18 protein-coding genes and 1 other annotated feature are annotated in these 17,455 nt (G+C 41.3%); all 18 genes read right to left on the bottom strand.

Going from position 1 to position 17,455, the window contains the following annotated elements; translation table 11 throughout:
- Nucleotides 1–45: 45 nt before the first annotated feature.
- The 18 genes from LC033_RS12060 to LC033_RS11975 all read right to left on the bottom strand — a co-directional run bounded on the left by LC033_RS12060 (nt 46) and on the right by LC033_RS11975 (nt 17,309).
- Entirely contained in the window at nt 46–1,788 is a 1,743-nt protein-coding gene (locus tag LC033_RS12060) for a peptidoglycan D,D-transpeptidase FtsI family protein (RefSeq protein WP_226568745.1), read from the bottom strand.
- A 50-nt stretch (nt 1,789–1,838) separates the two neighbouring features.
- Entirely contained in the window at nt 1,839–2,312 is a 474-nt protein-coding gene (gene greA, locus LC033_RS12055) for a transcription elongation factor GreA (protein ID WP_099681315.1), read from the bottom strand.
- Nucleotides 2,313–2,979: 667 nt separating this feature from the next.
- Entirely contained in the window at nt 2,980–3,612 is a 633-nt protein-coding gene (udk, locus tag LC033_RS12050; RefSeq protein WP_226568743.1) for a uridine kinase, read from the bottom strand.
- 7 nt (nt 3,613–3,619) lie between these two features.
- Nucleotides 3,620–4,888, bottom strand: coding sequence for a peptidase U32 family protein (locus LC033_RS12045; protein ID WP_226568742.1), 1,269 nt, complete (start codon nt 4,886–4,888; stop codon nt 3,620–3,622).
- Nucleotides 4,889–4,908: 20 nt separating this feature from the next.
- Nucleotides 4,909–5,838 (bottom strand): peptidase U32 family protein, encoded by a 930-nt coding sequence (locus tag LC033_RS12040; protein ID WP_226568740.1) that lies wholly within the window; start codon nt 5,836–5,838, stop codon nt 4,909–4,911.
- Nucleotides 5,835–6,500, bottom strand: coding sequence for an O-methyltransferase (locus tag LC033_RS12035; RefSeq protein ID WP_226568738.1), 666 nt, complete (start codon nt 6,498–6,500; stop codon nt 5,835–5,837). The genes LC033_RS12040 and LC033_RS12035 overlap by 4 nt, the downstream gene beginning before the upstream one ends.
- A 209-nt stretch (nt 6,501–6,709) precedes the next feature.
- Nucleotides 6,710–7,792, bottom strand: a complete 1,083-nt coding sequence (gene mltG, locus LC033_RS12030) for an endolytic transglycosylase MltG (RefSeq protein ID WP_226568736.1) — start codon at nt 7,790–7,792, stop codon at nt 6,710–6,712.
- Between the two features lie 73 nt (nt 7,793–7,865).
- Nucleotides 7,866–8,954: an acetyl-CoA C-acyltransferase gene (locus LC033_RS12025; protein WP_226568734.1), complete on the bottom strand. Its 1,089-nt coding sequence runs from the start codon at nt 8,952–8,954 to the stop codon at nt 7,866–7,868.
- A complete protein-coding gene (locus LC033_RS12020) occupies nt 8,939–10,399 on the bottom strand; it encodes an acyl-CoA synthetase (RefSeq protein WP_376776449.1) in 1,461 nt (486 codons plus the stop codon). The genes LC033_RS12025 and LC033_RS12020 overlap by 16 nt, the downstream gene beginning before the upstream one ends.
- Nucleotides 10,399–10,968 (bottom strand): biotin transporter BioY, encoded by a 570-nt coding sequence (locus LC033_RS12015; protein ID WP_226568729.1) that lies wholly within the window; start codon nt 10,966–10,968, stop codon nt 10,399–10,401. The genes LC033_RS12020 and LC033_RS12015 overlap by 1 nt, the downstream gene beginning before the upstream one ends.
- Nucleotides 10,969–11,118: 150 nt before the next feature.
- Nucleotides 11,119–11,400, bottom strand: coding sequence for a DUF1292 domain-containing protein (locus LC033_RS12010; protein ID WP_226568727.1), 282 nt, complete (start codon nt 11,398–11,400; stop codon nt 11,119–11,121).
- Nucleotides 11,401–11,415: 15 nt separating this feature from the next.
- The gene (ruvX, locus tag LC033_RS12005) at nt 11,416–11,832 is read right to left on the bottom strand and encodes a Holliday junction resolvase RuvX (RefSeq protein WP_226568725.1); all 417 of its coding nucleotides are present in this window, start codon (nt 11,830–11,832) and stop codon (nt 11,416–11,418) included.
- Nucleotides 11,833–11,834: 2 nt separating this feature from the next.
- Complete coding sequence (locus LC033_RS12000) at nt 11,835–12,101, bottom strand: IreB family regulatory phosphoprotein (protein WP_008358522.1); 267 nt, start codon at nt 12,099–12,101, stop codon at nt 11,835–11,837.
- Between the two features lie 88 nt (nt 12,102–12,189).
- The gene (alaS, locus tag LC033_RS11995; protein WP_226568722.1) at nt 12,190–14,826 is read right to left on the bottom strand and encodes an alanine--tRNA ligase; all 2,637 of its coding nucleotides are present in this window, start codon (nt 14,824–14,826) and stop codon (nt 12,190–12,192) included.
- Nucleotides 14,827–14,906: 80 nt separating this feature from the next.
- Nucleotides 14,907–15,115 (bottom strand) — a binding site (T-box leader).
- Nucleotides 15,116–15,158: 43 nt separating this feature from the next.
- Nucleotides 15,159–16,223 carry an AI-2E family transporter gene (locus LC033_RS11990; protein ID WP_226568720.1) on the bottom strand — a complete coding sequence of 355 codons (1,065 nt, stop codon included), beginning with the start codon at nt 16,221–16,223 and terminating at the stop codon, nt 15,159–15,161.
- 213 nt (nt 16,224–16,436) lie between these two features.
- Nucleotides 16,437–16,568 (bottom strand): YrzQ family protein, encoded by a 132-nt coding sequence (locus LC033_RS11985; RefSeq protein WP_226568718.1) that lies wholly within the window; start codon nt 16,566–16,568, stop codon nt 16,437–16,439.
- Between the two features lie 20 nt (nt 16,569–16,588).
- Nucleotides 16,589–16,780, bottom strand: a complete 192-nt coding sequence (locus LC033_RS11980) for a YrzR-like zinc ribbon domain (protein ID WP_226568715.1) — start codon at nt 16,778–16,780, stop codon at nt 16,589–16,591.
- A gap of 13 nt (nt 16,781–16,793) precedes the next feature.
- Nucleotides 16,794–17,309, bottom strand: a complete 516-nt coding sequence (locus LC033_RS11975; RefSeq protein ID WP_226568713.1) for a prc-barrel domain-containing protein — start codon at nt 17,307–17,309, stop codon at nt 16,794–16,796.
- Nucleotides 17,310–17,455 lie beyond the last annotated feature (146 nt).

Raw genomic sequence — 17,455 nt, 5'->3', positions numbered from 1 at the left:
TGTTCCCTAAGTCGTTACTATTCTAACATGACATGAAGGGATGTTCTATGTCTGTTTCTTTTCAATTTTATTGACCTTTTTTACAATATCATAAAACGCATCATTTGTCTTAGCCCGGCCACTTACCTCATCAAGGTGAACGACCACAAGGGCGTATTTTGGCTTTTCCACCGGAAAATATCCAGCAAACCACTTATGATAAAGTGGATTCCCCTTTTTGTCTTTACTGCCGGTTTGTGCAGTGCCTGATTTCCCCGCCACATCGAATGGCAAATCTTGAAATCTTCTTCCTGTTCCTTTGTCAGACGTCACCACCTGTCTTAAGTACTTTTGCAACTTTTGAGCTGTATAGCGGTCAATGCTTTCTCCTTCAACTCGTTTGTTTTGAAAGGATAGCATCGTTGTTCCGTTTCGATATAGCACTTTATCTGCAATTTTCACTTCTTTTCGTTCTCCGCCTCTTGCGATCGCTGCCATCATATTGGCGATTTGCAAAGGAGTCGTTTTGACATTTTTTTGGCCTATCGCTGTTTGTGCAATGGCTTTTTCGACATGCTTGTCTCTTTTATCTCCCCACACGCTGCCTGTTTCTTCACGATCAAACTGTTTGAATTGATGCTTATGGTATACATCACCTTCCCAGCCAGCTCGATCAAGAAGTCCAAGCTTTGAAGCCGTCTGTTCGATGATTTGATGATCTGTTTGAATGAGCTGATCGGCGAGTGTCGCAAAGGTATAATTACAGCTTTGTGCAAAGCTCTCAGACAGATTCAGCACTTCCTGTTTTCCTTCTGGCTCACCATATAAATTCTTTCGACAATCATACATGGTTTGTGGCTTGTCGAGATTTTTTTCAATCGCTGCGGCAAGCACAGCAGTTTTAAATACGGAGCCTGGTGCAATGGCTGTCAGCATGTAATTTCTTGCCTCATGCCGGTTTTTACTTGTGACATTTGGAACACTCGCCATGGCCAGCACACTGCTATTTTGAATGTCGAGTAGAACAGCTCCGCCTTTTTTAACGCCTTTTTCTTTGAGAACATTCTCCATTTCGGCTTGCATGTCTTCATCCATTGTTGTCTGAACTTGCAGCGGATAAAACGAATGAGCTTCTGCTGTATATTTGACGTCCATTCCAAACAAAGGGTTTCCCCTTCCGTCCACATGATATAACAATTTTGTGTCTTGCTCAGGTAATAGAAATTCGTCAAATGTACTTTCCAGCCCGAATGTACCAATCTCTGTTCGGATTGAAAGCTCTTTTTTGTCAGGATAACGTCTTCTTAACAATTCTGGGTTCTCGCTTGTGAAGCCTAATGTGTGAAGTGCAAGTCTTTTTTTGTCCTTCTCTTTCATATATACGCCATACACACCTGAATATTTCATCTCATTGATATCTTTCAGCTTTTTTTTTGTGATGTCATCCTTTAAAATAAGAGGTTTTTTCGTTTCTGTTAGCTTCTTTTTAAGTTCGTCTTGTTCCATCCCGAGAATAAAGGCGGTTTGTATTAAATGAGGAAGATCATATTGCAGAAAAGGAAATAAGATGACCGCTGGCTGTTCTTTTGTTAGAAGTGCTTGGCCGTTTCGATCTAAAAACTCGCCGCGTCCATCTGAAATTACCACTTCTTCTGTTCGCTGTCTGACACTTTCTTGTATCAAGTTGATATCAAGCTTAGAAAAAGATTCTGTGAAAAATAGCTGAATTTCTGCCAATCTAATGAGCAGACCGAGCAATAGGATAAAAATAATGGCACCTGTCCATTGAATTCTTCTTTTTTTGCGCATAAAAACACCTCGTCCCTATTGTGGACGAGGTGTTTATCGTATAAACGTGATTATGAAATTTTTACAATTTGGACGAACATTTCTCCTCCAGGTGTTTGAACGGTTACTTTGTCATCTACTTGTTTACCTAACAGGCTTTTCGCAATCGGTGAGTCGTTTGAAATCTTGCCTTCAAATGGATCAGCCTCTGCACTTCCTACAATCGTATATGACTCTTCTTCTCCGTCCGGTAATTCAACGAATGTCACGGTTTTACCAAGTGAGACAACATTTGAGTTGCCCTCATCCTCAATAATTTTGGCATTGCGAATCATATTGTCAAGCGTGGTGATACGACCTTCTACAAACGCTTGCTCTTCTTTAGCAGAATCATATTCAGAGTTTTCAGAGAGATCACCAAAGCTTCTAGCAATTTTAATACGCTCTACAACCTCTTTACGTTTAACCGTTTTCAAATATTCAAGCTCTTCTTCTAGTTTATGCTTTCCTTCTTCTGTCATTGGAAATACTTTCTCTTGTGCCATGAATCATTCACTCCTTCTATTAATCCTCATCATACATACTTTCTGTATGTGAGTGACGACTGAAATATACAAGAATGAGGACATGTTGAAGCCCTCATTCTTTCTGTCCCATATTCGTAAAAGTCCATCTTACATGGCGTCCCTTTTAGATGCAACTATTATGCCTTTTATCAGACAAGATCAGTAGCAATCTAAAGATGATCTATCTTCATCGCACAAACTGTGGAAAGGCACAGGAAGCTCCTGTACCTCGTTTGGCCATTTCGATCATATGTAGAAGAATAGTTTATCCATTCTCCATCTTCCAATACATAATATGGTCAGTGTACGATATGTCTATGTTATATTATTACAAAATTTCATTTTGATCAAGAATTGTTTGAAAACGTGTTAAGACAAGTTTCGTGACTGTATTGTAAGATCCTGAAAAGACCTTTAGAATGTAAGGGGCTTAGAGTGTTGACAAAGGGCTAAAATGATCTTTATTTTAAGCCCTTTGTCTTCTTTTCAGCGTGATTGAAAACCTTTGAAGTCTAGGAAGGACGAGTACTGGAGCGGAGCAAATTTTAGATTCGTGAGCACATGCACGCAGGGCTGACAACGAATGCGAGGGTTTGTCTACACGCTGAGACCTTTAAAATGTAAAGGTCTTTTTCTTCATCACCGTTTACTCTGCTCGGTTTTGAAGAATCGTTTGGATTTTTGTCACCATGAGGTCAATTGCCACATGATTTTGGCCGCCTTCTGGGATGATAATATCGGCGTATCGTTTTGACGGTTCAATGAATTGATTATGCATCGGTCTCACAACAGATACGTATTGTTCAATCACGGAATCAATAGACCGGCCTCTTTCTTTCGTATCACGTAAAATACGGCGAATGATCCGAAGGTCTGCATCTGTATCCACATACAGTTTAATATCCATTAAGGTTCTAAGACGTTCATCTTCAAGCACAAAGATGCCTTCAACGATGATGACATCCTTTGGTTCAACATGTACAGTCTCTTCTGAACGTGTATTTAGTTTAAAATCATAAATTGGTTTTTCAATGGATTCGTACCTTAGCAGCTGTTCCAAATGCTCAATCATCAGGTCATTGTCGAATGCAAGCGGATGATCATAGTTCGTGAGCAAGCGCTCTTCAAATGGCATGTGACTTTGATTTTTGTAATATAAATCTTGCTGAAGCATGAGGATCGAATGTCCTTTAAATTTTTCATAGATAGAATTGGTGACGCTCGTTTTCCCTGAACCCGAGCCGCCAGCGATCCCAATCACCACTGGTTTTCTCCCCATGGGCCTGTTATTTCCCCTTTCTCATCATGTTGCTAGGGTATACTTTTTGATCAAGCTTAAATTTTACGATTTGCAGTGGATGACGGGCGGCATCTAGCTTGTTTCCTTTTTCGTCCCAAATGGTATCGATTTTGCATGTGAAATTCTCAATTTCTGGGCCAAAGAATTCGACTTCATCGCCAGCTTTAAAGAAGTTACGCTGCTGCAATGTCACCATTTGTTCTGTTTCATCATAATGAAGAACGAGACCTGCGAAATCAAATGTTGTTTTCTTTCCATGAATACCAAACATTTGTTCATCCGTTCCTGGTACTCCTTCGAAAAAGGCAGGTGCTGTGTCACGGTTTGCACATTTGTCTAATTCATCTAACCATTCTTGCTGAATGACAAAATGGTCTGGGTCTGCACAATAGGCATCGATGACTTTACGATACACACTCACAACAGTTGCCACATAATGAATCGATTTCATCCGTCCTTCGATCTTTAAGCTGTCAATCCCCATCTCGATCATTTGAGGAATGGATTCAACAAGCTTTAAGTCTTTTGGACTCATAGCAAATGGTGCGTCTTCTTCACCGAATAATGGTGATTCTTCAGACCCTTCTAGTTTATAAAGGTCATAATCCCAGCGGCAAGATTGACAGCAGCCTCCGCGGTTAGAATCTCTCGCTGTCATATGGTTACTGAGCACGCATCGACCAGAATAAGCAATACACATTGCACCGTGAATGAACGTTTCGATTTCAATATCGACCTTTTCTTTCATTTCTCTAATTTCTAGCGCACTTGTTTCACGTGCAAGCACCACACGCTCAAGTCCTTCTTCCTTCCAAAACTGAACAGCTTTCCAATTTGAAAGAGATTGCTGCGTGCTTAAGTGGACTTCCAGCTTTGGTGCCACACGTTTGCACGTTTCAATGATCAGCGGGTCAGCGACAATAATTCCCGCTACACCAGCGCCTTCAATCGCTTGAAGGTATTCTTCTAGCCCGTCCATGTTTTCATTATGGGCGAAGATATTCGTTGTCACATAAATACGAGCACCGTATTGATTTGCAAATGCCACGCCTTCTGCCATTTCTTCGATTGAAAAGTTATCTGCATTTGAGCGAAGTCCAAATTCTTTCCCTCCTATAAAGACGGCGTCTGCTCCGTAATGTACAGCAATTTTCAGCTTTTCCAGGTTTCCTGCTGGTGCAAGCAGCTCTGGTTTTTTTGTAATGACACGTTTTCCGTCGATCATTTCAGAAATTCCATCCTTTAAAAGTGCCATTTCCTGTTCCTCCTCTTATGTTAATAAACCGTTTCTTTAAAGAAGAATCCTGTATCAATCGAACGATTGACTGGCTGAATGTCTTCAATACGTTTCACCCAATCATTTTTCTGATCTTCATAGGCCTCTTTGTCAGTCGTAAGCAAATCAATTGCTTTTCTATATAAAGACGTCACCTCTATCATATAAGAAAGTGACTTTAACATTCCGTCAATTTTAAATGAGTCAATGCCTGCGTCGACAAACTCTTCTAATTCATCAATCATACACACATCATTTGGACTCATAATATGTGTGCCGTTTGCATCCTCAAAAATAGGGTATTTGTTTTGACGCTCTTGGTCATGAAGGAATAATCCTTCCTCCATATTTCTGCCTTCCACATCCATTTGTTTGCCTTGGTATTCAAAGTAGTTACCAATCAGCGAACGTTTCGATTGGAACATACAAGTCATGCCATGAACTTGAATTTCAAGCTCCACTTCAGCGTTTTCTTTGATGTCGATCACGCTATCCATATTCAGCTCTTTGGCAAGAACAGCACGCGTTGCGCCTTTTCTGCCCCAGTAGTTACAAGTGAAATAGTTTGTCCCAGTCGTTTCTGTACTCCAGTGAAGATTCAGGCTCACACCTGTTTCCTTTGCAGCCATGATCACTGCTGGGTCTCCAAAGACGACACCATCCACGTTTAATGCATCGAGAAAGGTTAAATAATCTCCAAGCAGTTGAACACGGTCATTATGAAAAATTGCATTCATGGCTACATACACTTTTTTATGATGAGCATGCGCAAGCTGAACCGTTTGCTCCACATCTTCTCTTGAAAACTCGCCTGTAAGACGAATACCGTATGTTTGTTCGCCTATTAAAAATGCGTCAGCGCCAGCCTCGATTAATGGCAGGATATCCGACACCTTGCTTGGCGTCACAAGCAATTCTGGTTTTTTCATGATTGGTCACCTCTTTTTGTACTTATAGCGATCCCATCTCCAACCGGAATGATACACGTTTGGAAGTCAGAGTTTGACATTAGCCATTGATTATATCGATCAATTTTTCCAATTAATTGTTTTTTCCGTTTATCTTCAGTTTCTTCTTCATAATTTGTCGCTACTAAACCTTTGAATAATACATTGTCCGTAATAATCATTCCGTTATCTGCCAGCATAGGCTCAAACAGCTCAAAAAAGCGTTTATACTGCCCTTTTGCCGCATCAATGAAGATCACATCATATGGCGCCATCGTCTGAACAGTTTTAGCCGACTCCATGGCATCACCAAAGAACACATGTATTCTTTCTTTTAACTGTAATTCTGCAATGTTCCGTATCGCTTCTTCATAGCGTATTTCATTTCTCTCAATCGTGTAAACCTCTGCATCTGGCAGAGCTGTAGCCATTCTAATTGCCGAATAGCCAATCGCTGTCCCAATTTCAAGAATTTTCTTCGGTTTTTTCATAGAGAGCAGCTGCAGTAAGAGCTCGATGCTCACCTTTTCTATAATTGGAACATGATGCTCTTTGGCATATGCCTCTAATTGAACGATTGCATCAGGACCTGATGGAATTAAGTTTTCAATATAAGCATTTATTTGATCATCTTCGAGTGTCATTATATGTCTAGCTCCTTCATGACCTGAAAAAGAAGAGTCCTGCTTGCCTGCAGCTCTCTTTCTCGTCAATCTTTCGTTCATCTAAGTAAAAACAACCCGATATATTTTACCACAAAGACGTGGTAATTGCGAACCTATAAAATGGGGATTGCAACGAAAAAACTGCAGGCAATCTGGCTATTGTCTACAGTCTTTTTCCCTCACATGCGTTAATTGCTGCCTGTGATGTATTTCTCTTTCGCTTTGTTATGCTCATTTAACGTTTTGGTAAACACGACTTCTCCGTTTTTCTTTGCAAGGAAGTAAACAAAATCCGTTTTCTCTGGATGCAGTGCTGCTTTCCAAGAGGATTCACCAGCATTTGCAATTGGTCCAGGAGGCAGCCCTCTATTTGTATACGTATTATAAGGAGATTTCACCTTGAGATCTTTGTAAAAGACGCGGGATTTATGCTCACCAAGTGCATAAAGAACCGTTGGATCTGTTTGAAGCGGCATATCCTTTTTCAAGCGGTTATAAAACACACTTGAGATTTTTGCCCGATCCGCTTTTTCTGTTGCTTCCATTTCAATCAGTGATGCCATCGTTAACATATCGTGTATGGACATATTTCTCTTTTTCATGTCCTTTTCATACATTTTGACGTATTGATCCGTTTGTTTAATCATCGTGTCTATGATCGTTTCGAGAGATTCATCCTCACGATAAAACGGATACGTAGCAGGGAATAAATATCCCTCTAACGGATGCTTGACCTGTTTCTCTTCCACTTGTGATGTCACCGTTTTCGGGTATTTTTTCATCAATTTTTTGATAAAAGTTGGATCATCTAGCATCTCTTCAACTTCCTTCGCTGAAAAATCCGTCTGGTTTGCAATAATCGTTGCAATATCAGACAGCTGTTTTCCTTCAGGAATCACAAGCTGAAAGGCATAATCAGTACCGTCAGAGGTAAGCTTTTGGATGAGCTGGTCGGCGTCCATTGTTGGGTTCAAATGAAAGTATCCTGCTTTAAAGCCGGAAGCATTTTTGTATTTTGCATAATAAGTGAAAATCGTGTCATTCGAAATGAGCCCATTTTCTTTTAAAATGCCCCCAATCTCACGGACAGAAGTTCCATTTGGAATATGGATATTAATCGTTTGTTTGCTTTTTTGATCGACCGGTCCGAGTGCTGATTTAACATATATCAAGCCTGATAATGCTGCAATGATGATGACAGCAATTACTGATAACAGGACGATCCCCATTTTTCTTTTGAAAAATGGTCGTTTCTTTTGTTCTGAAAACATGCATGGCCCTCCTCACATCTAGCTTTTATAGTACATGATTCGACGGAGTTCGGCAATTACTTGCTCATGCATCTCATGACAGAACTTGACATAACACGGCTAAACCAACACCACCTCCGCTGCCAATGGCAGCCACGACATAGCTTCCTTTCGGTAAGGCGCGAGCTTCGTAAAATAACCTCACCATCATAGCAGCTCCCGATGCGCTGTATGGATGCCCAAGGCAAAGGGCACCACCTCTTCTATTGATCCGGTCATAAGGTATACCTAAAGTCCGGGCAATAAGCGCCACTTTCAGCGCAAACGCTTCATTGATTTCAAAAAGCGCCACATCCTCAATCTTCATCTGCTCCTGATGTAAGAGCTTCTTGATGGCATCGATCGGTGAGGCAGCAGGATAATGCGGATGCATTGCCGTCACAGCACTTCCGACATAACGTAACATATGCCTTAAGCCTTTCTCCTCTGCTTCAGTTCTTCCCATGACAACGACTGCGGCTGCGCCATCTGCTTCTTTGCAGCTATTGGTCACGGTCACCGTCCCTTTTGCTGGTAAAAAGACAGGCTTCGCTCGCTTCATCAGGCTTTCAATCGGTCTGATTTTAGCCGCCGCTTCATCTGCGCTCTTCCCGCCAATTGGGACAATCTCTTCCGAATATGTTCCATGCTTGAATGCGTCTATACTTCTTTCCCAGCTTAAAAGCGCATAGTCATCTTGTTCTTTTCTTGTGACAGAAAATCTCGACGCAGTCAGCTCTGCCGCTTCTCCCATATGAGGATCTCCTAACCATTCCGGAGAAAAGCGGGCTCTTTCTTTCATTGGAGATCCGGAAATGCTTTCAGTCCCTCCAGCAATATACATCGAACCCTCCCCCGATTGAACCATTACACAAGCTGTTCTGATCGCTTCAAGGCCAGAGGCACATTGCCTATCAATGGTCATGCCCGGAATGTTTACAGAAAGGCCTGCTTCTAATGAAGACAGACGGGCAATGTTTCCGCCACCCCCTACCACATTGCCTAAAATCACGTCATCTGGTTTCATTGCCTGCGACAAATGCTGAATGAGGGGAGCTGCTAAATGCTCTGGTCGATAATCCTTTAGACATCCATTTTTGTAGCCAAAGGGTGTTCGTTTTGCTTGAACTATGACTGCTTGCATGACAATTGTTCCTCTGCCCACTTTTTCATGCTAGCACGTGCAATTTTTCCGCCGGATGTTTCAATCATTTGGTCGATGACCAGCCATTTTTTTGGTACTTTGTAAGACGCTAGTTTTTCTTTAACCGCTTCCCGAATGGTTTTCGTCTGCTGAACCTTTTCAATAATGGCAACAGGGATTTCACCCCAATAAGGATCAGGGAGTCCAATCACGATTGACCGCTCTACCTCCGGCTGCTTATTTAGCACACGCTCGATTTCCTCTGGAAAAATATTAAGTCCTCCATAGACGATCATGCCATTTTCCCGGCCGCTCATATACAAATATCCATCTTCGTCCAGCCACCCCATATCATAGACTGTGAGCCACTCCTGTGGCGGCTTTCCCTCGTGTAAATAGCCCGAAAAAGACATCGGACTTTTCACATAAATTCTGCCTGTTTCATATGGCTGACATATGGTTTGGTCAGCACTTCTCACTTCAACTTGAACTGTAGAGAAAGGACGTCCGACAGAATGAGGTTTTTGCAGAAAGTCGTCTGAAGATAAATAGGAGACAAAGCTTAACTCTGATGTCCCATAGAAATCAAAAAATGTGACGTGGGGATAGTTGGTGACTAGTTGTTTTTTTGAAGAGATTCCCCAATCCGCCCCGGATGATATGACTAGAAGTGGATGGTCTCCAAAAGCATCAATCTTCAGTAAAGACTCTGTCATTGTAGGGACAGTATAAATAGCAGTAATGCCTTCTCTCTCTAAAACTTTTTTTCCTTTTACTGGAGAAAATTTCTCTAGCAATGTCACTGTGCCTCCAAAGTAAAGTGTACTAATGGCACCATATAAAAAATGAGAGGATAAGAGTGTGCCTAAAATGAGAACATGATCTTTATGAGTGATTCCAAAGGCAGAGGCCGTCATTTGAAAACTCTCTATCCATGAATGCTGACGCCTGATAAAGGCTTTGGGCGATCCAGTTGATCCTGAAGTAAATCCCATATAAAAGACAGGGTCTTCCTTGGTATCGTGTTTGTTCGTTTGAACGGTTGTCATCAGGTTCATTCTTTCTTCCCATTCAGATAAAGAAAACACAGGCATGTCTAACTTGTTCTTTTCAAATCTTTTCATAAATCGATCGTCAATAATGACTAGATCTGATTGACTTAACAAGAGCTTTTCTACACATTCTACATGACGCCATCTCGGGTCAAGAGGAACGGCTGTCCAGCCTGCGGCAGCAGCGCCAGCAAACATTTGTAGAAACGGAACACCATTTGATAATAAAAAAGCGACTCTTTTTTGCTGATGAGCCGTTTCTTTTAACCACTGTGCTGATGTCTCCACACGCTCATGCCATTCTTGATAGGTGATGCTCTCTTTTTCATCTATGATAGCGATATGATCAGGCTTGATGTTTGCATGAGCCGCATAGTTTTCAGTTATTTTGATCAAACCACTCGCCTCCCTTGATGTATGTCCCTTTTTCCATAGGACATCGCTTGGATGATTTTTACCGTGAAAACAGCACACATTCCAGCTTTGATAAGGTCACCTGGTATATAAATCAAACTGAGCAGTGCTGCTTGTGTGACCTTTATTTGCATCATCATGGCCTGAAAGGGAATGCCGCATAAATACAAAATACTGATACTGCATACGGCATATATCATAAAAAGACGCAAAGCAGTTACTTTTTTCAGCCGATTCAGCCACAGGCTAATCATAAAGGCAACTACTGGATAAGCAAGTAAAAAGCCGCCGCTTGGCCCAAAAAAGACACTCATCCCGCCTCTCCCTCCAGACAAAAGCGGAGCGCCTGATGCTACAATCAGAAGAAAAAGAAGTAAACTGATTAGCGCTTGTTTTGGCTTTAACAGACCCCCTGCAAGCAAAAGACCCGCGGTTTGCAACGTGATCGGTACAGGTGTAAACGTAAGTAAAATAGGCGGGATCAATCCTAACATCCCCATGACTGCAGTCATTAACGCCATTTGCATCATATCTTGAATTTTCAACATTCATGCCCCTCATTGGATTCTTTGATAAAAATAGAGTAAAAGTTCCAGTTATATATGTCAACAAAAAAATGAAATAAGTTAACATAAAAGATGTGAAAAAGACCTGTGAAAAAGATCACTCAGATCATGTTCACAGGCCTTTTGTTTGTTCTATTCTGCGTCTTCTTGATCTAAGAACGTATTTAACGTTTCTTCAATCATGTCCCACTCTTCATCAGTTTCAATTGGCTCTAGCTCGCCATCTTCGCCGTCTTCGTTCGGTGTGAAGCTTGATGCATGGATTTCAATTTCTTCGTTGTCTTGCTCAGAAATTGGGTAGTAAAGAACATATGATTTGTTAAAATGGTCGCTTTCAAAAGTAAATAGTACTTCGCAAAGCTGTTCATTTCCATTATCATCAACGATTGTAATTTGCTTTTCTCCGTGTTCCATTTGATTCACCTCATTTTAATTTAAACTGTCTAAATACCCTTGGAGGATCATGACAGCCGCCATTTTATCAATGACTTTTTTACGCTTTTGTCTGCTCACATCTGCTGAGATGAGCATTTTTTCTACTGCCACCGTAGACAGACGCTCGTCCCAAAGCACAACAGGAACATTGTACGTGTTTTTTAACACTTTCGCAAATGATTGGCTAACCTCTCCTCTTGGACCGACCGTACCATTCATATTCTTAGGAAAGCCAAGGACGATTTTATCCACCCCGTATTTCGCAATGATGTCAGACAGGCGACTGAGACCAAAGTCTCCGCCTGCTTCATCAATTTTAATTGTTTCAATCCCTTGTGCTGTCCATCCCATTTCATCACTGATCGCAACACCAAGGGTTTTCGTGCCTAAATCTAAGCCTAAAATTCTCATGTTTACGCCTCTTTATGTGTCTCTAAGTACGATTTAACCAATTCCTCAATTAATTCGTCTCGTTCTAGTTTACGAATTAGGTTGCGTGCATCCTGATGTCTTGGAATATAAGCAGGGTCGCCTGACAGCAAGTATCCGACAATTTGATTGATCGGGTTGTATCCTTTTTCTTGAAGTGCGTCATGAACTGTGATGAGCACTTCATTCACATTGGTTTCAGCTGAATCATCAGAGAAGTTAAACTTCATTGTCTTATCAAATGAACTCACTGCTTCTTGCACCTCTCTTCCAACATTCGACTAGCAAGCTTTTTTCTAACCGCTCATCTAATACCTTATTCTACACTACATTGACAGATTATAAAACGGATTTGACAGATTCTTTCACAGTTGCCAGTGCTTCTTCAAGCTTTTCTGGTTGTTTTCCACCTGCTTGAGCCATATCTGGACGGCCGCCTCCGCCTCCACCGCAGATTTCTGCTGCCTGCTTGACAAGCTTCCCTGCATGAAGACCTTTTGCGATGACGTTTTTTGTCACACCTGCTGAAATGTTTACTTTTCCATTTTGAACCGCTCCGAGTACGATGACAGCTGACCCTAATTTCGCTTTTAAGTCATCTACCATTGTTCTTAAATGATTCATGTCTTTAGCATTGACTTTTTCAGTTAACACTTTTACTCCGCCAACATCTGTTACTTTTTCTAAAATAGAGCCTGCTTCTGCCTGACTTAATTTCGCAAGAAGAGATTCGTTCTCTCGTTGAGCCTCTTTTAAGTCTTCCTGTAATGATACGATTCGTTTTGGTACATCTTTCGTATTTGACTTAAGCTCGCTAGCCGCCTTCTCTAGAATAGCAAGCTGGTCATTTAATTCTCTATAGGCGCCTTTACCAGTTACAGCCTCGATACGGCGTGTTCCAGCACCAATACCCGATTCAGATGCAATTTTAAACAGACCGATTTCCGCAGTATTTTGCACATGGCAGCCGCCGCATAGCTCAATGCTGTAATCGCCTACTTGGACAACGCGGACAATATCGCCATACTTCTCGCCAAACAACGCCATTGCGCCCATTTCTTTTGCTTCAGCAATAGGTTTTAAGTCAATTGCAACAGAAATACCTTCCCAAATCTTTTCGTTTACGATTTTTTCAATCTGTGACAATTCTTCTTTTGTCACTTGTCCAAAATGAGAGAAATCAAAGCGAAGTCTGTTTTCATTCACCAATGAGCCTGCTTGGTTCACGTGGCTGCCTAATACATCTTTCAGCGCCTGATGCAAGAGATGAGTCGCTGTATGGTTTTTCACAATACCTTTTCGAAGAGCTGATTTCACTTCAGCAATCACTTCAAATCCTTTTTGGACCGTGCCGCTTACGACCAATCCTTCATGGACATGCTGACCATTTGGCGCCTTTTTCACATCTCTAATTTCAATGATGGCTTCTGCACTTTTTAATATCCCTTTATCTGCAACCTGTCCGCCGCTTTCTGAATAAAAAGGAGTTTCATCTAATAAGATTTGCACCGTGTCTCCTTCATGTGCTTCTGCAACCATTTCACCATTTTGAAGTAATTCAATGATCCGGGATGTCGTAGTTAAATTTTCATAACCAACGAAGGTACTCTCTACTTTAATATCACCTAGAGCACCTCCTTGAACCTTCATACTGCCGACATCTTGTCTTGCATTTCTTGCACGTTCACGCTGCTTCTCCATCTCCGCTTGGAAGCCATCTCTATCGACTGTCATGTTCTCGTCTTCTGCATATTCTTCTGTCAGCTCGACAGGGAATCCATATGTATCGTAAAGCTTAAAAACATCTTGACCTGAAATTTGGGAGCTGCCTTTATCTCTTTCTTTTTTGATCACTTCTGACAAAATGGCTAACCCTTCATTCAGTGTTTCATGGAAACGTTCTTCTTCATTTTTGATCACTTTCGCAATAAATTCTACTTTTGCTTGTACATCTGGATAGAAATCCTTCATGATCTCAGCGACAACTGGTACAAGATCATACATAAATGGACGGTGGATATGGATGGTTTTTGCATAACGCACAGCACGGCGCAGCAAACGTCTTAATACATATCCACGGCCTTCATTGGAAGGAAGCGCTCCATCACTTACGGCAAAGGCAACAGTCCGAATGTGGTCAGCAATGACTTTAAATGATATATCCTTTTCCTTCGTTTCTCCATAGCTTTCTCCAGTGATTGTTTCCACCGCACGAATAATTGGCATGAATAGGTCTGTTTCAAAGTTCGTAGGGACGTTTTGAATGACAGATACCATTCGTTCAAGCCCCATCCCTGTATCAATGTTTTTCTTCGGTAGTGGTGTGTAAGTACCATCTGGATTATGGTTAAATTCAGAAAAAACGAGATTCCACACTTCTAAATAACGCTCATTTTCTCCCCCTGGATATAATTCCGGATCATTAATATCGCTACCGTATGCTTCACCGCGGTCATAGAAAATTTCCGTATTGGGTCCACTTGGTCCCTCGCCAATATCCCAAAAATTCCCTTCAAGGCGAATGATGCGTTCTTCAGGTACACCAATTTTATCTCTCCAAAGAATATACGCTTCTTCATCCTCTGGGTGTACAGTAACAGATAACAAATTCGGGTCAAAACCAATCCACTTGTCACTCGTTAAGAATTCCCATGCCCAATCAATTGCCTCTTCTTTAAAATAGTCACCAATAGAGAAGTTGCCAAGCATTTCAAAGAACGTATGATGGCGGGCCGTTTTCCCAACATTCTCAATATCGTTCGTACGAATGGACTTTTGCGCATTACAAATACGCGGATTGTCAGGAACCACGCGGCCATCAAAGTATTTCTTTAATGTGGCTACCCCGCTGTTAATCCATAAAAGTGTTGGGTCGTCATGCGGCACGAGGGACGCACTCGGTTCTACAGCATGTCCTTTTTCTTTAAAAAAGTCTAAAAACATTTGACGTACTTGAGCAGAAGTTAAAGTTTTCATTCAAAAATCCTCCCTTTTCATTTCATCAATCTCACACAAACGAAAAAACATCCCCCCCTATGCAAGCATAAAACTACTTACACAGGGACGAGATGCTCTCGCGGTACCACCCTGATTATAGACATGTTCGTCTATCACCTTCACATCCGATAACGCCGGATAAGAGCGGCAGTGTTTATCTGCACTCGGGACTAGCTTCCGTTAAAGGTCTGATAAGGCTTTTCTCAGCAAAATAAAGCCTCTCTCTGCAACAGCTTTTTAACGTACTCGGGTCCGTCATTGAATTCAATATGTATGAATCGAAATTATTATAGACAACTCGGCTCGTCTTGTCAATGAACGCTTCGTCTCATGTGGATGTATTGGACAATGATCACCCTGATAATAGCGGCGGATGGTACGGCTAAAATCATACCAATTAACCCAAATAGCTCTCCTCCTGCGAGCAAAACAAGCATAATGACAACAGGATGCATATGCAGACTTCTTCCAACAATCAACGGACTGAGGACACTACTTTCAAAAAATTGCAGCACAGCCACTGTGATCAGAACAATGATGACCGACTTTATCGAGATGGTAAAAGCAATAAATACAGCCGGAATTGCACCAATAATAGGCCCAAAATACGGAATCACATTCGTTGCTCCAATCAGCATACCTAGTACAAGCGGATAAGGGATATGAAATAGCCAGAGAACGATAGCTGCTGCTCCCCCAATTAATGAACAAACAAGCAATTGCCCTCTAATATAATCACCAAGAGAATCATCAACTGCTTTCACAAATGCATGTCCCCTCTTCCGAAATATTGGCGGAGTTAAGTACCATGCTGCCCGTTTCATTGTATTCATATCTTTCACCATATAAAACACAAGAAAAGGAATGAGTGCTGCCACCAATGCGTAATCAAGTAATACTTTACAGCTTAAAATCATCCGCTCCGCTCCATTTGCTGCATACGTCTCGGATTGGACGATCAATCGATCAAGCCGATCATTCAGCCCGTCAGGCCAATGGCTTGTATGACGGTGAATATGAGATAAAGCGCCATTATAAGTTTCGGCAAGCACAGGAATTTGCTCTGACAGTTCATTTAACTGCGTGATCATCACTGGTGCTCCTTTATAGACCGCAAAACCGATTCCTCCAAAAAACAGCACATAAATCAATAAGAGACTGACTGTTCTTGGCAAGCCTCGCCCATGCAGTCTTTCAACAATTGGATAAAGCAAATAAGAAATAAAAATGGCGATGAGAAGTGGAATGAGAACAGCTTTTAGCAATAAAAAAATAGGCATCCATAACTCGTCGAGCTGAACCAAAATGAGTAAGGATGCAAGGACAAGCAATACACCTGCAGCATATATCAGAAACTGGATCGGACGTTTCTTCACCTATTTCACCTCTTTTCTTATTGTTTAACCAATTCCTGCAATTATCCATGTAAATAAAATTTGTCCTAACTTTGTAATGAAAACACATAAAACATACAGATCCATCCAAAATCACTGTTAGCTGTTAATTTCCGCTTATCCTTACTTGCACGCCGATTAGAGTACAGAAATAATGAAAGGACATCCGCCGCTTATAGTGGATGTCCATTTTGTTTAAAGCATTCGCATAACACGTTTTCTTAGCTTTTTCATATCCCGCTTAGATGGCATATCATATTGACTTGCAAAGTGATATGCTAGTGCGCCTGCACCAAGCGTTAATAGTGAAGAAGTCATTTTTCCCATTCGAAATTCCCCCTTAACACTTATAGTTGAATTGACCGTTCATCATCACTAAACAGATCATCTAAACTGCTTAGTGTACCGTCTTCCTCCACTTGGTGTGTAGATATTTTGCCTTTTGACAGCGTCAATTCAATAAAACAGCTCCAGCAATAATATTGATTGACCCCAATTTTTCCGATGTCTTTACATTTGCAATTTGGGCAAATGAGCATAATCAGCACCTCTTTACGTTCGGTTTAGAACTAGTGCTTCTTTTTCAACGTTTATCAAGGTTCCAGCAGCATACAGCTGTTTTCGAATTCCTGATAGCTCTGTAAAGAAGCCGTCCGAAAGTTCATATGCTACGATTGTGCCCGAATAAGCGCAAAAGTATACATCTTCCAAAATACCTAAATTTTCACTATTGGGTGCTTGCAGCATTTTCTTTTTTAATTTTGAAAATAAGAAGTATGGGGTAGAGGAATTCACACCGATCCCCTCCTGACAGCTCACATATAGACCTTTGTCTGTTAGCTTGTCGCCAGCTGAGAACGGAATGAATGCACAGTCTTTTTTTTCATCTAACATGTATCCCCCGCAGCTCCCGCCGGCTAATAAGCAAATATCTTTGATGGAACCAAGTGAATGAGACAGCTTATCTGTATAGATCGGTATTCCTTCAAGCTCTCGACATGTTCTCAAAATGTGATCAACCACCTTTTGCGGAACAGTCTTATCGTGTGCGTTTGTTTCATGACTCATACGAAGAAATGGCTTCCAAAGAGGAAGCCATCAGCTTGTAGACAAAGTCTACAAGCTTTTTTGTATAATAAGGGTAATAACACAATTCTGCGGGGGATGAACATGTTATCGAAACGTGAAGAAGAGAGAAGAAATCAATTAGAAGT

The organism is Bacillus stratosphericus (assembly GCF_020524495.1).
Lineage (GTDB): Bacteria > Bacillota > Bacilli > Bacillales > Bacillaceae > Bacillus > Bacillus stratosphericus_B.
This window is presented reverse-complemented; position numbering and strand designations above follow the sequence as displayed.

What these genes read in the sequence shown, in the direction of transcription:
- LC033_RS12060 (WP_226568745.1), bottom strand. Translation starts at nt 1,788, where the DNA reads ATGCGCAAAAAAAGAAGAATTCAATGGACAGGTGCCATTATTTTTATC.
- greA (WP_099681315.1), bottom strand. Translation starts at nt 2,312, where the DNA reads ATGGCACAAGAGAAAGTATTTCCAATGACAGAAGAAGGAAAGCATAAA.
- udk (WP_226568743.1), bottom strand. Translation starts at nt 3,612, where the DNA reads ATGGGGAGAAAACCAGTGGTGATTGGGATCGCTGGCGGCTCGGGTTCA.
- LC033_RS12045 (WP_226568742.1), bottom strand. Translation starts at nt 4,888, where the DNA reads ATGGCACTTTTAAAGGATGGAATTTCTGAAATGATCGACGGAAAACGT.
- LC033_RS12040 (WP_226568740.1), bottom strand. Translation starts at nt 5,838, where the DNA reads ATGAAAAAACCAGAATTGCTTGTGACGCCAAGCAAGGTGTCGGATATC.
- LC033_RS12035 (WP_226568738.1), bottom strand. Translation starts at nt 6,500, where the DNA reads ATGACACTCGAAGATGATCAAATAAATGCTTATATTGAAAACTTAATT.
- mltG (WP_226568736.1), bottom strand. Translation starts at nt 7,792, where the DNA reads ATGTTTTCAGAACAAAAGAAACGACCATTTTTCAAAAGAAAAATGGGG.
- LC033_RS12025 (WP_226568734.1), bottom strand. Translation starts at nt 8,954, where the DNA reads ATGCAAGCAGTCATAGTTCAAGCAAAACGAACACCCTTTGGCTACAAA.
- LC033_RS12015 (WP_226568729.1), bottom strand. Translation starts at nt 10,968, where the DNA reads ATGTTGAAAATTCAAGATATGATGCAAATGGCGTTAATGACTGCAGTC.
- LC033_RS12010 (WP_226568727.1), bottom strand. Translation starts at nt 11,400, where the DNA reads ATGGAACACGGAGAAAAGCAAATTACAATCGTTGATGATAATGGAAAT.
- ruvX (WP_226568725.1), bottom strand. Translation starts at nt 11,832, where the DNA reads ATGAGAATTTTAGGCTTAGATTTAGGCACGAAAACCCTTGGTGTTGCG.
- alaS (WP_226568722.1), bottom strand. Translation starts at nt 14,826, where the DNA reads ATGAAAACTTTAACTTCTGCTCAAGTACGTCAAATGTTTTTAGACTTT.
- LC033_RS11985 (WP_226568718.1), bottom strand. Translation starts at nt 16,568, where the DNA reads ATGGGAAAAATGACTTCTTCACTATTAACGCTTGGTGCAGGCGCACTA.
- LC033_RS11980 (WP_226568715.1), bottom strand. Translation starts at nt 16,780, where the DNA reads ATGCTCATTTGCCCAAATTGCAAATGTAAAGACATCGGAAAAATTGGG.
- LC033_RS11975 (WP_226568713.1), bottom strand. Translation starts at nt 17,309, where the DNA reads ATGAGTCATGAAACAAACGCACACGATAAGACTGTTCCGCAAAAGGTG.